The organism is Terrabacter ginsenosidimutans, assembly GCF_039539425.1.
GTDB classification, from domain to species: domain Bacteria; phylum Actinomycetota; class Actinomycetes; order Actinomycetales; family Dermatophilaceae; genus Terrabacter; species Terrabacter ginsenosidimutans.
In genome coordinates this window covers 480,581-494,488 of record NZ_BAABDC010000003.1, presented here as the reverse complement: position 1 = coordinate 494,488, position 13,908 = coordinate 480,581, and the positions used below count along the sequence as shown (strand labels likewise).

Here is a 13,908-nt window from a genome sequence, read left to right as displayed (position 1 = left end):
GCGCCGGCGGCGCCTGCAGCACAAGTCTGGACATCAACTGGACGGGTGCATGGACGTACGTGCACAACGGCGTGACGAGGACCGGCACGCTGACGCAAGACCAGATGGTCGCACTGGCGAAGGCCGCAGCCGTGACCCGGCTGGCCAAGGCGACCGGAAAGCCGGACTGCGCGGCCGACCACGACGGCACCTCCGTCGCGTACTCGTGGACCCTCGGCGGCGACACGAGGTCGGCGTCGTCCTGTGACCACCCGATCGACCGCAGCGACTCGCTCGCGATCCAGCTCGAGATTGTCGCCGACACGGTCGTTCACTGACTTCCATAGCCGCTTTTGACCTTTTTGGGCCCCTTTGGGACCGCCAGGCCGCTCCGCTCGCCGTCCGGCGCGACCTTTCGTGCGTCATTTCCCACCCATTCATACCTGCAGGGTGATACAAAACGCCCAGTAGAGAACATGTGCGCCAAAGGGGCCACAGGTGAACAGGGGCCACTCAGGCCACAAGGCCGGAGGATGCATGTCTGACAGGGATGCGCACGTGACGAATGAGCTCAGCCGTCGCACGGTGGTGCGAGGCGCGGCATGGGCCATGCCCGCCGTCGTCGTCGCGGCCCCGGCTCCGGCGGTGGCGGCGTCCACCGCGCCCCTGACCTTCACCGGCTCGGCGTGCAAGCTGCCCGGCGGCTCGTCGGACACCTACAAGGGCTACGTCTTCGAGATCGTCGTCACCACCCCCGGAGGCTCCGAGGACACCGTCACGGTGATCACCGGGGTGACGGTCAACGGCGTGTCCGAGCCGCACTACGCCGTGTCGGTCAAGAGCGGCGCGTGCACGTGCTCCTCCTGTGGGGGCGCCCCGTCGAACCACCAGTGGTGCACCCCCGGCACCGCCGGCACCCAGCGGGTGCTGCTCTACACCGACGGCGGGGCGAGCAACACCAGCGCCAACGGCGAGGTCTGCGTGACGTACGTCAGGTACCGCTGTGACTGCTCACCCGTGGTCGGCGGCTCCCAGCCCGTCACCATCTGCAGCGGCAGCCGCTCGACGCCACCGCTCACCGGAGGCGGGGGCGCCTGCCGGATCACCGACGTCTTCCCCCTGCCTGCGTAGCAGCCACCGCCCGACCGCGATCAGGGCATGTCGCCCACCCCCGCCGCAGGCACTACCGTCAGGGGGGTGAGTGAGCAGAGCATCCAGTCCGAAGCGCCCGAGACCATTGACCGGGAGTCCGAGTCCGCCGAGAGCCGGGAGGCCGCGTCGGACCAGGTGAGCTTCGCCGACCTCGGCCTCGACGACAAGGTGCTCAAGGCGCTGCGCGACGTCGGCTACGAGTACCCGTCCCCCATACAGGCGGCGACGATCCCGGCCCTGCTCGAGGGGCGCCACGTCGTCGGCCTCGCCCAGACGGGCACCGGCAAGACGGCGGCCTTCGCGCTGCCGATCCTCAGCCGGCTCGACCTCAAGCAGAAGAAGCCCCAGGCGCTCGTCCTCGCCCCGACCCGTGAGCTCGCCCTGCAGGTCTGTGAGGCGTTCGAGCGGTATGCCGCGCACCTCAAGGGTGTGCATGTGCTGCCCGTCTACGGCGGGCAGGCCTACGGCGTGCAGCTGAGCGCGCTGCGCCGCGGCGTCCACATCGTCGTCGGCACCCCGGGCCGCATCATGGACCACCTCGAGAAGGGCACGCTCGACCTGAGCGAGCTGCGCTTCCTGGTGCTCGACGAGGCCGACGAGATGCTCAAGATGGGCTTCGCCGACGACGTCGAGACGATCCTCGCCGACACCCCGGACGACAAGCACGTCGCGCTCTTCTCCGCGACGATGCCCTCGCAGATCCGCCGCATCTCCAAGAAGTACCTCCAGGACCCCGTCGAGATCACGGTGAAGACCACGACGTCGACGGCGCCGAACATCACGCAGCGCTACCTGACGGTGAGCTATCCGCAGAAGGTCGACGCCCTGACCCGCATCCTCGAGGTGGAGAACTTCGAGGGGATGATCGTCTTCGTCCGCACCAAGAACGAGACCGAGACGCTCGCGGAAAAGCTTCGCGCGCGTGGCTTCTCGGCGATGGCGATCAACGGCGACATCGCGCAGAACCAGCGCGAGCGCACCGTCGACCAGCTGAAGTCCGGCAAGCTCGACATCCTCGTCGCCACCGACGTCGCGGCCCGCGGTCTCGACGTCGAACGGATCAGCCACGTCGTCAACTACGACATCCCGACCGACACCGAGTCCTACGTCCACCGCATCGGCCGCACCGGGCGCGCGGGCCGCAGCGGCGACGCGATCTCCTTCGTCACGCCGCGTGAGCGCCACCTGCTCAAGGCCATCGAGAAGGCCACGCGCCAGTCGCTCGTGCCGATGACCATGCCGAGCGTCGAGGACATCAACGCCACGCGCCTGACCCGTTTCGACGACGCCATCACGGCGGCGCTCTCGACCGACAAGATCGAGGTCTTCCGCGACGTCATCGCCCACTACGTCAACGAGCACAACGTGCCCGAGTCCGACGTCGCTGCGGCGCTGGCCGTGGTGCTGCAGGGCGACGAGCCGATGTTGCTCGACCCCGAGCAGGCCCGTCCTGCAAGGACATTCGACGACCGCGGTCCGCGCGACCGACGCGACGACCGACGTGGTGACCGCCGGGACGACCGGGGCGCACGTCAGGGTGGAGGCGACCGTGGCGACCGAGGCGATCGAGGCCCGCGGCGTGGGAGCTCGGGTCCGATGTCGACCTACCGCATCGCCGTCGGGCGCCGGCACAAGGTCGAGCCGCGACAGATCGTCGGCGCCCTGGCCAACGAGGGCGGCCTGGGCCGCAACGACTTCGGCCACATCGACATCCGCACCGACCACTCCCTCGTCGAGCTGCCGGCCACCCTGCCGCCGGGCACGCTGGAGAAGCTGCGCTCGACCCGCATCTCGGGCCAGCTCATCGAGCTGAGCGAGGACCGCGGTGCGGCTCGGGGCCCGGCTCGGGGCGACTACTCGAAGAAGCCAAGGACGTAGCGACCGCACGACTGCCGCGCGGGGTCCCGGGGGGCTGCAGGCATCAGCCCCGGGGTCGCAGGTTCCGGCAGCCCCGGCGATGCGTCGGTGCCGTCAGTGGCGACCGACGCCCTCGCCGGGGCTGCAAGACCTCCCACCCCCGAGCAACCCCCTACCGCCGCCGCGATGCGCGCCTGGTGCCTCGCGGGTCCGCGCTCACCCGGGGGCGCCCCGCAGCGCCGGGTGTGGACCTTCGAAACCGAGCCATACCTCGCAACCTCCCCTGACGGCTCCCCAATCGTGCCATTCTGATGAGCAACGCGATCACGGCATTAGTGCCTCTTCGGACACCTTGACGGCCGCCGCGATCGACACCACGACAGGGGTTCGTGCGCTCGGGGCCGCCGGACCTGCTCTGCAGGAGGAGGAGAGGTGCCAGACCCTCGACGGCACGCGGCGGCGCTCGCTCGCGACCTCGCCGTCACCGCTGCGCGCGGGGAGGCCCTGTCTCCCCTGCTTCCGGCCGTCGTGGACGCTGTCCGGGCCGATGCCGGCATCGGCATCACCCGGATCCGTCAGGTCGGCGGGTCCGCCGAGGTCTCGGTCGAGACCGCCGGCTCCCCTCCTGTCTCGGACGAGCTGGGACGTCTCGCGGCAGAGGTGGCCGACCAGCACCCGGCCATCCTGTCGCTCTCGACCTCCCACGCGACCTTGATGAGCGACCTCGTCGTCCTCCCTGACTTCTGGCACACGGAGGTCTACGAGCGCATGCACGGCCACGTCGACGGCCGCTACCCGATGGCGATCATGCTGCACGCGTCGCCCACGGACGTGCTCTTCCTCGGTGCGCACCGCTCGCACTCCGACTTCCGGCCCGAGGACGTGGAGGCGCTGGAGACCATCCAGCGGCCCCTGGCTGCCGCGCTGGCGTTCCGCTCTGCCCTGGATGCCACCACGGCCCTCCTCGGGGCTGACGGTCCGGCTCCGGTGGACCCAGGGATGCTCGCCGCGCCGGCCGCGCTCTGCGCCGACTACCGTCCCACCCGCCGCGAGGCCGAGGTGCTGACCCTCGCTTCCGCCGGCTGGACGAATGTGCGGATCGCCCGTCGCCTCGGCATCACGGAACGGACGGTGCGCAAGCACCTCAGCTCGGTCTACGAGCAGTCGGGGCGCTCCGGCAGGGCCGCCGCTGCCGCCTGGTGGGCGGGCTTGCAGGAGAACGGCTGAGGGATGGCGTATGCCGTCAGGTCCGGCCCGCACCAGGCCCCCGTCTCGTAGGGTCGGCTCATGGGGGACGACGACTGGACGGCGCCGCTGCCGGTGCGCCGCGTGCAGCGGTCCGAGGACGCGATGCTGGGCGACGGTCAGTGGCCGGCGACGCTCGCCCCGGTCGCCCACGTCCTCACCCGAGGCCTCGACCTCGCGCAGGCGACGGTCGTCGTCGGTGAGAACGGGACCGGGAAGTCGACGTTCGTCGAGGCGGTCGCGACGGCATACGGCCTCTCCCCCGAGGGCGGCTCGACGGGCGCACGTCACTCGACGCGGGTCTCGGAATCACCTCTGGCCGAGTCGATCTCGCTGGTTCGCGGTGCCGGCGCCTCTCGTTGGGGCTACTTCCTGCGAGCCGAGACCATGCATGGCCTCTTCACCTATCTCGAGGACAACCCGCCGCCCCGCGGCGAGACGCCGTTCCACGAGCTGAGCCACGGCGAGTCGTTCCTGCGATGCTGCGCAGCAACCGCTTCACCGGTGAGGGTTTCTTCGTCATGGACGAGCCGGAGGCGGGGCTGTCGTTCACTGCGCAGCTCGCGCTCGTCGGGGCGCTCATCCAGCTCGTGTCGCAGCCGGGCGTGCAGGTGCTCATCGCGACGCACTCACCGGTCGTCGCGAGCCTCCCCGGCGCGACGATCCTCGAGTTCGACGAGGCCGGCATCCACGAGCGCGCGTGGGACGACCTCGACGTCGTCGAGCACCACCGCCGGTTCCTCGAGGCGCCGGAGCGATACCTTCGCCACCTGAACTACTGAACGTCGGTCGATGGCATCCGTCAAAGCGCGGACGGCTTCGTCAGACGGCCGGAGCCGGTCGGGTCGCCTTGATACAGAACTCGTTGTAGGCGAATTGCCATCCGCCGGAGGGGGCAGGCTGTACGAGCGATCAAGGGCAAACCACCGCTTGGCAGCCTCGCCGGGCGCCCTCTCCCTGAACGACCAGCGCGCTGAAGCGCCCCACACATCGTCCGACGCCGTCGCGCGACACGACCCAGACGGGTAACCCATCACCCATGTCTGACAAAACTCGGACGAGTTCGATATCTCTGCCCAGAATGGGCGCATGATCCCCGCCAACCGAGACCAAGCCCTGGACGGTCTCCGGGGAGCCGCGGCGATCATGGTCGTGTATCTCCACTTCGTTTCAACCAGCGGCATGCTCGCAGCGCCCGGAGGCGGTCAGCTGGGCGTCGTCATCTTCTTCGTCCTCTCCGGCTTCCTCATCACGCGCATCCTGTGGAGTCGCCCGGAGCAGGGCTTGCGACAGTCTTGGACCGACTTCGTCCGAAGGCGCGCCCGGCGCTTGTATCCACCCATCATTGTCATCCTTGCCATCTGCGGCCCCCTTATGGCACTGGCCGATGTTCCGGCCGACAACGGACAGCATCTATTCGCCACTGCGATCGTGCTCACGCAGTCGGCTGCTCCTTTCGCGGCGGCGAACGCAATGCCCATCGAGTGGTGGGGGCACACGTGGAGCCTGAGTATCGAGTGGTGCTTCTACCTGTCGTGGCCCCTGGCCGTCTGGTTGATGCGCCGGCGAGGCCTCCAAAGCCAACGAGCAAGCGTCTGGACCGGAGCCACCGCATTGGCTCTCTTCGCCGGATCTCTGTTCCTCTCCCCTCGCTTCTTCTACTTCCTCCCGCCGGCCAACATCGCTGCAATGCTTGTGGGTGCTGCACTTGCCCTCCGCGAAGTGGAGCAGGGCCAACGACCGGCAAGGGGGCGGCTGGCCGATGTGGCCGCGATCGGCCTCGTGGCCATCGTTGCGTTGCCCAGTAACATGCCCGGACTTTGGGCCTACCGAGTGACACATTTTCCGTTCGCGATAGTCGTGACTGTTCTCTTGATCAGCACGCGGCACGCGACGCAGTCGCTGGCTCAGATGCTGCTTCGCTCCCGGCCACTTGTGGCGATCGGCAGGGCCAGCTACAGCCTTTACCTGTGGCACTTTCCACTGTTGGCCATCATCTGGTTCGGCTTTTCCTCACTGGCTCCAGAAGTCCGCGTCATCATCGCCGTGTGTATGTTGCCGTTCCCGGTTTGGCTGTCTTACCGATACATCGAGCTGCCGAGGCTCAGGTCAATAGAAGGCGCTCGGAAGCACCAAATAGACACCTCAGGCGCCCGCAGTGAACTTGGCGTCACCCCGTGACCACCGGGACGACTCGTCGTGTTCACCTCACTCGTTAGACCCAAACCACCGGGCGTCGTCGGTGAGAAGGTGGCAGCGCGTGCCAGGGTGAGCGGTGGCGCACGGCTCCGACCGCTGGCGTTGCCGGCCGTGGCGTCGGGGTGGGCGGGCAGACCGTTGGCGCTGCTTGCGGAGGCCCAATTCACGCGAATCATGAACAAGGCGGAACTTCACCTCTTAGCCTGACGCGGACCGATGAGTCAGGGGAGGGTACGCAACATGTCCGGAGTGAAGGTGCGCCGTTGGGGCGTTTGGGCCGTGAGGGCCGTTCTAGCGGTGGTGGTGGCGGCCGCAGGGCTTCCGGTCGTGTCGCTCTCGGCTGGGGCAGCGAGCGCTCCCGATGGTTTGACGCCGTCGTCGGGTGGCGCGACCTCTTCTTCACCCAGGCTGACATGGAATCGCGTTCCCGACGCGACGAGCTACGACGTGCAGGTCGCCTCGACGTCCGCGTTCAGCCCGACGCTGTTCGCGAAGACGACGACCAACCGTCAGATCGTGCCAACGTCCCTGCTTCCGGAGGGCACCGTCTACTGGCGAGTGCGCGCGAACGGCCCGTCGGGATCGAGCGCCTGGTCGACCACGGACATCAATGTCACCGCGACCGAGGCGCCCACACTCCTGAGCCCTGCCGACCAGGGCCCTGCGCTGGAACAGCCCACCAACCCGCCACTCCTCTCCTGGACCGCAGTCCCGGGCGCCGTGAGCTATCAGGTCGAGGTCGACCCCGACATCGACTTCGTCGGGGCAACGCAGTACGCAACGAAGGTCCCTACGCTCCTCGTCCCGGACCCTCCGGCGAACGGCAGCTACTTCTGGCACGTGCGCGCCCAGCTGGCCAATGGGCTCTACACGGCCTATTCGAGTTCTTGGCAGTTCAAGATCGGGTCCCTGTCGCAGGTCCAGATGGTCGCTCCTGACGAGAACCAGGCGGTCGAGGATGTCTACCTCGAGTGGCAGCCGGTCAAGGGCGCGAAGACCTACGAGCTCCAGGTCAGCACCGACCAGGACTTCAACACGATCATCGACACCAAAACCAACATCAAGAGCACGCGTTACAGCCCGGCCACGACCTACCTCAACGACCAGTACTACTGGCGCGTGCGGGCTCGCAACAACCAGAACGAGACCATCGACTGGGTGTCCGTCACCCCTCAGCACACGTTCCAGCGGAACTGGCTGGACAAGCCTGCTCTGGTCTATCCGCCGAACGCGATCTCACCACCTGTCTCAGATGCCTTCTACTTCCAGTGGAGCCCGGTCGACCACGCGACGCGCTACCAGCTGGACGTCGGTACGGATCCCAACTTCACGCCGGGCACCTTCGACAGCTGTATCACCGCCAACACGACCTACACCGCCGGGTACATCTACCCCCCCAAGGCAGACCTGTGCATGCCGAGTCAGGGCGCAGTGACGTACTGGCGAGTGCGCGCGTTGGATGACCCGGCCTCCGTCCAGGGCATCTACTCGAGCATCAGCTCGTTCGTCTACTCCTCGGGCCCGGTGCAGCGGGTCAGCCCTGCGGACGGCGCGACCGTGGCCGTACCGACACTTCGCTGGCAGGCCTCCCGCGACGCCGAGAAGTACCGCGTGAGTGTTGTCGACAAGAACAATGTCAAGGTCGCCACGCTCGACACCTACTCCCTCAGCTGGACCCCTACCGGGAACGCCGCGCTCGACCCGGCCAACGGTCCCTTCGGCTGGACGGTCCAGGCGATCGATGCCAACGCCTCGCTCTCCCCGAAGTACGGGAACTGGACGTTCAACGTCACCAGCCCCAGTGGCGGCGGAGCCCGCCCCGACGCGACGGACATCACCTCCCCCAGCGTCAGGTTCCCCTCGTTGACGTGGACACCGGTCGCCAACGCCGCCTACTACCGGGTCGACATCGGTGTCAGCGGGAGCGGCTTCTTCTTCGACAACACCTACTCGCCGATCCTCAACGCCCTGTACCCCTATGCGGCAGCCACCGACACGGGCAAGGCCCTGTTGACTCCAGGCACTTACGACTACCAGGTGGAGGCGTTCAGCAGCGCGAACGCATCGCTGGGCAGAGGGACGCAGGCGTCGTTCACCATCGCCGACCTGCAGGCCACCGGAGGGCGGCAGGTGGCCCTGAGCGGGAAGCGGCTGGACACCTCCTCCGCCTGCACGTACTACCTCGACTCGCCGACTCTTCCCCGCGTGTGTGAGGGCGTCTCCACGACTCCGGTGCTGGACTGGGCCCCGGTTCCCGGGGCTGCCTACTACATGGTCTACGTCGGACGGGATCGTGAGCTGACCAACCTCGTCTACGGAGCGACGATCCCCAGCACGACGAGCACCCGTTGGACACCGTCCGACGTCAACAACCCCAGCACCTTCGCCGACAGCCAAGCGGGCACCGCCTACTACTGGTTCATCCGGCCCTGCAAGGCAAGCGGCGTCTGTGCGCCGGACCCCGTGTCCACGGCCAACGCCGCCACCAATGCCTTCAGCAAGATCTCCCCGGAGGTCAAGCTTCTGACGCCAGCGAAGGGGGCCACGGTGAGCAACGCCGTGACCTTCAGCTGGGAGGACTACCTCAACACGAGTCTCAGTACTCCGTGGGACCCCACGAGCGAAGCAGGCAACCAGTCGGCGAAGCAGTACCGGATCCAGGTCTCGACGACGGACAGCTTCGCGAGCTTGCTCGACAACCAGGTCGTTGACCAGGCGACGTACACCGCATGGGCCAGCACCTACCCGGAGGGCACGCTCTACTGGCGCGTTCAGGCCATCGACGCGGAGAACAATGGCCTCCAGTGGTCGCAGACGTGGTCGGTCAAGAAGTCGAGCCCCGCTGCGGCACTCACCACGCCGAAGGGCGCCGTGGGTTCGATCGACAGCGCCTGCGCCACGCCTGCGATCACTGCCTCGTGCACCAGCGGCACCTCGCCCTTCGTGTGGGCTCCCAGTGACTTCGCCGGCGCCTACCAGCTCGAGGTCTACAAGAACGACGACTCCAACTGGTCACCGACCAACCGCGTCATCAACGTCACGACGAAGCAGACGGCATACGCCCATTCCGTGCCGCTGCCAGCCAGCTCGTCGGCCTACGTGTGGCGGGTGGCGCGTCTCGACGCGGACAACCGTCCGGGTCAGTGGTCGGCCACCGGACGCTTCTTCTCGCTCGGTGCGGCGCCGAACCTGACCACCCCAGCTGCGAACAGTGTCGTCAACGGCTACGCGCCGTACATGACGTGGAGCGCAGTACCGAGCGCGACCACCTACCGCTTCGAACGGCGGGCGGCCGGGGCCAGCGCTCTCACGGAGTCTGTGGTGACGAACGCCCAGGCGTACGCCCCCGTGTCAGTCATCGCGACAGGTACATGGGAATGGCGAGTAGTCGCCGTCAACGTGTCCGGTGCAGAGCTCGGATCGAGTGAGTGGCGTCGGTTCACGGTCGACAACAACCGCGGGTCGTTCACTCCCGTCACCCCCCAACGCTTCCTCGACACGAGGACGGGGCTTGGGGCCTCCAAGGCCAAGGTCGGTGCGGGCAGGACGATCACCGTTACGGTGCCTGGGCTGCCCGCCGGTGTCAGCTCCATCGTCGTCAACGTCACGGCGACCAACACCACGGCGACCGGCTATGTGAGGGTCTGGCCCTACGGGCAGCCACTGCCCAGCACATCCAGTCTCAACTTCACTGCCAACAAGACGGTTCCCAACCTCGTCATGGTCCGGGTGGGCCCCGGTGGTCGCATCAGCCTGAACAACTCTGCCGGCACAACCGATCTCATCGCGGACCTCTCGGGCTACTTCGCTCCTGATCTCGGGTCCGGCTTCACTGCCATGACCCCCCAGCGTGTGCTCGACACGCGTTCGGGAGTGGGGCACCTCGGAGCCGTGGGCCCCGGCCAGGCGATCACCCTGACAGTGCCGAACATCCCTTCGGGCACCACGGCTGTCGTACTGAACGTCACGGTCACGCGGCCGACCACCGCCGGCCACCTGATCGTCTACCCCTACGGCGCCACGCGACCCAACGTCTCCAACCTGAACTTCGTTGCGGGACAGACGGTGCCGAACCTCGTGACAGCCCCCGTCGACGGGGCCGGGCGAGTCAGCATCTACAACTCAGCCGGTTCGACGCACGTGGTCGCGGACCTCGCGGGGTACTACCGCCTCGACAGCGGGAGCGAGTATGCCGGTGTGACGCCGACGCGTGTGATGGACACCCGCACCGGTGTCGGCGTCACCAAGGGAAAGATCGCCGCCGGTGGCTCAACGACGCTTACCATCCCCGGACTGCCGGCCGGAACGACCGCGGTCGCCCTCAACGTCACGGTGACCAGCCCGACGAACGGCAGCGTGCTCACGGTCTACCCGGCTGACGCAGCGCGGCCCACCGCCTCCAACCTGAACTACGTTGCAGGACAAACGATCGCGAACATGGTGGTCGTGAAGGTGGGCGCTGGTAACAAGGTCACGTTCTACAACTCCTACGGCAGCGTCGACGTCATCGCCGACCTGGCTGGAAGCTTCGCGGAGTGACCATGTCGGACAAACGCCACACCAGCGTGCTGTCCGTGCTGGAGCATGAGGCGGGAACACATTCGACGTCCCCCTGCCAGCGCCGCTCGGCGCTGGCAGACGCAGATCACTGAGGGTCCCGTCATGAGTTCCGAAAGGCCAGTCGCATCGCGGCCCGCCGAAGCACCTGCCGACTGCGAGGTCTCGCACGACCGTGGCCGGACGGCCATGTTCATGCGGATGTGGGCCGTCGCCCACATGATCCACCTTGCGGCCGCGAACCACAGCCGCCTCGACACGCCATGGAACGTCGCGGCGTTCATCATGGCCCTCGCACTGCTGCTCAGGCCTCTGGACGGTCGGCTGCTGGCGGGACTGGCGTTGGCGCAGCTGGCCGACATGGTCGTCGAGATGCCCATCAGCCCCGACCACTGGATGCTCATCTCCTTCGTCAACCTGACTCTGCTCGTGGCGATGCTCGTCAAGCGGTCCTTCAAGGCCGAGGCGATCTCCAGCGCATTTCCTGCGGCTCGCGTCGTCGTCCTCGTCGCATATGCGGCGGCGGCCCTGTCGAAGTACAACCACAACTTCGTGACCGCCGCATCGAGCTGCGCGACGGCCATCGCCGAGCAGGCGTCGTACGGCTTGTCGCAGGTCGTGCCAGTGGCCGGGGTGTTCTTCATGGGCTCGATCATCATCGAGTCGTCGATTCCGCTGCTCCTCCTGTGGAGACGGACTCGGCCCTACGCCGTGCGCCTGGGCCTGGCGTTCCACTTCCTCCTCAGCGTCAGTCCTGCCTTTGCCGTGGTCGACTTCACGGCGACGCTTTACGCCCTGTTCCTGCTCTTCCTCCCCCCGAGTGAGAGCAGGCGAGTGAGGCAGAGGATCGGGGACCTTGCTCATCGGCTCGACCTCGTCCGGCGGGCCTCCGCTCACAGGGTTGCCGCGGCCTGCGCGGCGCTGCTGGTCTTCGGGCTGCTGGGGTATGCCTCGGTGCGCGTCAGCTCAGCCCTGGTGTTCGTCGCCAGCCAGGCGTACCTGCTCTGCATCCTGCTGGCGGCGGTGACCACAAGGCCGGAGCCGGTCGAGAGGCAGCCGATCGGCCGCGTCAGGGTGATGTTCGTGCCCGTCATCGCGCTCGCGGTCCTGTGGGCGGCCAATCCGTACATCGGCCTTCGCACGGCCGGAGTGTTCACGATGTTCTCCGGGCTTCGGACCGAGGGCCAGGAGCCCAACCATCTCTTCATGCCCGTGGTTCACCTCACCTCGTGGCAGGACGACTTCGTGGTGATCGAGTCCTCCAACGACCCCGCGATGGCCGCCGCGCAGGGCGGGAGGGCCGGCGTCCCGCTCCTGGCTCTGCGACGTGAGGCTCAGGCCAAACCCGATCTCGTCGTGGTCGGAACCGTCAACGGGCAGCGCCAGGTCTTCGGTCCCGGCCCCGGCCAGCAGCACTTCACTCCACTGGGCTTCTTCGAGGACAAGTTCGCGATGCTCCGGCCTGTCGCTGTCTCGTCCCAGAGGTACTGCAACAACACCTGAACCGCCGACGGCCACGGATGCGAGCGGTCCGCCATCAGCCTTTCAGCCGTCGCCCTGCGACTGCAGCAGCACATATCCGTCGACGCGCCGAATGAGCCGCCAGTCTCCACTCGCCTCCATCGCCGAGGCGACAGCGGCTGTGTCGGGCAGGACGCTGACGGTGCAGCCGACGTCCCGGCTGTAGCTCTGCCACCCGGGCTGCGCGACGATGAACCGCAGGTACGCCTTGATGTGCGGCACCGTGTAGAGCTCGACTCGCGTGTCCATCGTGGGTCTTAGGCCCGGATGGCGGAACATCAGCCATCCGCCGTCAGCCTGATCGTTACAGATGACCGTGCCGGCCGAGAGCCGAGACAAGTCGTCGTCGAGACCATTCGGCCCGATCGCCGGCGTCGCCGCCACACTCCCGGCCAGAAGGCCGGCCACGACGAGACCGGCGACTCCGGCGACGGCAACCGCCGGACGTTCCGGCGCCTCAGGGCGCGGTCTGGGCTGACCCGTGAGGGACTGCATCGCGGCTGCAGCCAAGGGCGCCAGGATCACTGCGCCCAGTCCGACGGTGCGCGACCATGTCAGGGCCAGTGCCACGGCGAGCACCGTCAACAGGACGATGGTCCACTGACGGCGTCCGCGACGAAGCTGGTCGATGACGATGACGGCCGCGAGCGCGAGCGCCGCGAGGACTGCTGTTTCAGTGAGCCCCGGTCGTTGCCACTCGGTGATGTAGGCCGTCACGCCACCGACCTGGAAGGGCGAGGTGAGCAGGAGGGGGCCGACTGGGGTCAGAGCCGCCACAGCCACGGACAAGGCGGGTATCAGGGCGAGACGGACCGCGCGGCCCCACGTGGCGCGGCTCTCGAGCAGCAGTCCGACGACGACCACACCGCCCACGACCGGTCCGACGAACCACATGCCGTGGCTGCAGGCCCAGAGCCAGGACAAGGGCACCAGCCACCAACGAGCGCGACCGTCCTCACGCGTTCGCAACCAGGCACTGGTCGTCACTGCGGTCAGCGCGAAGGTGACGAGCTGCGGCCGGGGAGAGAGACTCCCACTGAGTGCGACGAACACCATCGCAACGACCAAAGCCGTGACCAGGGCCGAGGAACGTCGCCGGCAGGCTGAGTAGACGGATAGTCCGACCAGGAACGAAGCCACGCAGAGGAGCCACGCGACCCCCGGAAGGCCGTATGCCGTGCGCGCCCAGTACATGAGCACCTCAGGCAGCCACTGGTTGAGGATCCAGGTCTTCTCAGTCGCGGCGCCGAAGGGGTCTTCCAAGACAAACTGGCCAGTCCGGATGAGGTGCTCACCGGCGACGATGTGCCAGTAGGCGTCCGGATCTCCGATCGGGGCGAGTGGCTTCAGGGCGTAGAGGACAAGGACGAGCGGTGGCAGCATCCAGCCGATACGTGC

Annotated in this window: 9 protein-coding genes; 8 read left to right on the top strand and 1 reads right to left on the bottom strand. The window is 67.5% G+C overall.

The annotated features are described in order from the left end of the window. Positions 1-71 precede the first annotated feature (71 nt). The 8 genes from ABD831_RS12580 (at position 72) to ABD831_RS12545 (ending at position 12,492) form a co-directional block, all read left to right on the top strand. Entirely contained in the window at positions 72-317 is a 246-nt protein-coding gene (locus tag ABD831_RS12580) for a hypothetical protein (protein ID WP_344946749.1), read from the top strand. Positions 318-537: 220 nt separating this feature from the next. After that, positions 538-1,110 (top strand): hypothetical protein, encoded by a 573-nt coding sequence (locus tag ABD831_RS12575; RefSeq protein WP_344946746.1) that lies wholly within the window; start codon positions 538-540, stop codon positions 1,108-1,110. 27 nt (positions 1,111-1,137) lie between these two features. After that, a complete protein-coding gene (locus tag ABD831_RS12570; RefSeq protein WP_425582816.1) occupies positions 1,138-3,009 on the top strand; it encodes a DEAD/DEAH box helicase in 1,872 nt (623 codons plus the stop codon). A gap of 411 nt (positions 3,010-3,420) precedes the next feature. Continuing rightward, entirely contained in the window at positions 3,421-4,215 is a 795-nt protein-coding gene (locus ABD831_RS12565) for a helix-turn-helix transcriptional regulator (RefSeq protein ID WP_344946743.1), read from the top strand. A 497-nt stretch (positions 4,216-4,712) separates the two neighbouring features. Continuing rightward, on the top strand, positions 4,713-5,015 hold the full coding sequence (locus ABD831_RS12560; protein ID WP_344946740.1) for an AAA family ATPase: 303 nt from the start codon (positions 4,713-4,715) through the stop codon (positions 5,013-5,015). A gap of 307 nt (positions 5,016-5,322) precedes the next feature. Then, positions 5,323-6,414 (top strand): acyltransferase family protein, encoded by a 1,092-nt coding sequence (locus ABD831_RS12555; RefSeq protein ID WP_344946737.1) that lies wholly within the window; start codon positions 5,323-5,325, stop codon positions 6,412-6,414. A 465-nt stretch (positions 6,415-6,879) separates the two neighbouring features. Beyond that, positions 6,880-10,971 carry a phage tail protein gene (locus tag ABD831_RS12550; protein ID WP_344946734.1) on the top strand — a complete coding sequence of 1,364 codons (4,092 nt, stop codon included), beginning with the start codon at positions 6,880-6,882 and terminating at the stop codon, positions 10,969-10,971. A 123-nt stretch (positions 10,972-11,094) separates the two neighbouring features. Next, the gene (locus ABD831_RS12545) at positions 11,095-12,492 is read left to right on the top strand and encodes an HTTM domain-containing protein (RefSeq protein ID WP_344946731.1); all 1,398 of its coding nucleotides are present in this window, start codon (positions 11,095-11,097) and stop codon (positions 12,490-12,492) included. A 42-nt stretch (positions 12,493-12,534) separates the two neighbouring features. Here the strand turns inward: ABD831_RS12545 and ABD831_RS12540 are convergent, their stop codons facing one another. After that, positions 12,535-13,893 carry a hypothetical protein gene (locus tag ABD831_RS12540; protein WP_344946728.1) on the bottom strand — a complete coding sequence of 453 codons (1,359 nt, stop codon included), beginning with the start codon at positions 13,891-13,893 and terminating at the stop codon, positions 12,535-12,537. Between the last annotated feature and the right edge of the window lie 15 nt (positions 13,894-13,908).

What these genes read in the sequence shown, in the direction of transcription:
- ABD831_RS12560 (WP_344946740.1), top strand. Translation starts at nt 4,713, where the DNA reads ATGCTGCGCAGCAACCGCTTCACCGGTGAGGGTTTCTTCGTCATGGAC.
- ABD831_RS12540 (WP_344946728.1), bottom strand. Translation starts at nt 13,893, where the DNA reads ATGCTGCCACCGCTCGTCCTTGTCCTCTACGCCCTGAAGCCACTCGCC.
- ABD831_RS12570 (WP_425582816.1), top strand. Translation starts at nt 1,138, where the DNA reads ATGTCGCCCACCCCCGCCGCAGGCACTACCGTCAGGGGGGTGAGTGAG.
- ABD831_RS12555 (WP_344946737.1), top strand. Translation starts at nt 5,323, where the DNA reads ATGATCCCCGCCAACCGAGACCAAGCCCTGGACGGTCTCCGGGGAGCC.
- ABD831_RS12545 (WP_344946731.1), top strand. Translation starts at nt 11,095, where the DNA reads ATGAGTTCCGAAAGGCCAGTCGCATCGCGGCCCGCCGAAGCACCTGCC.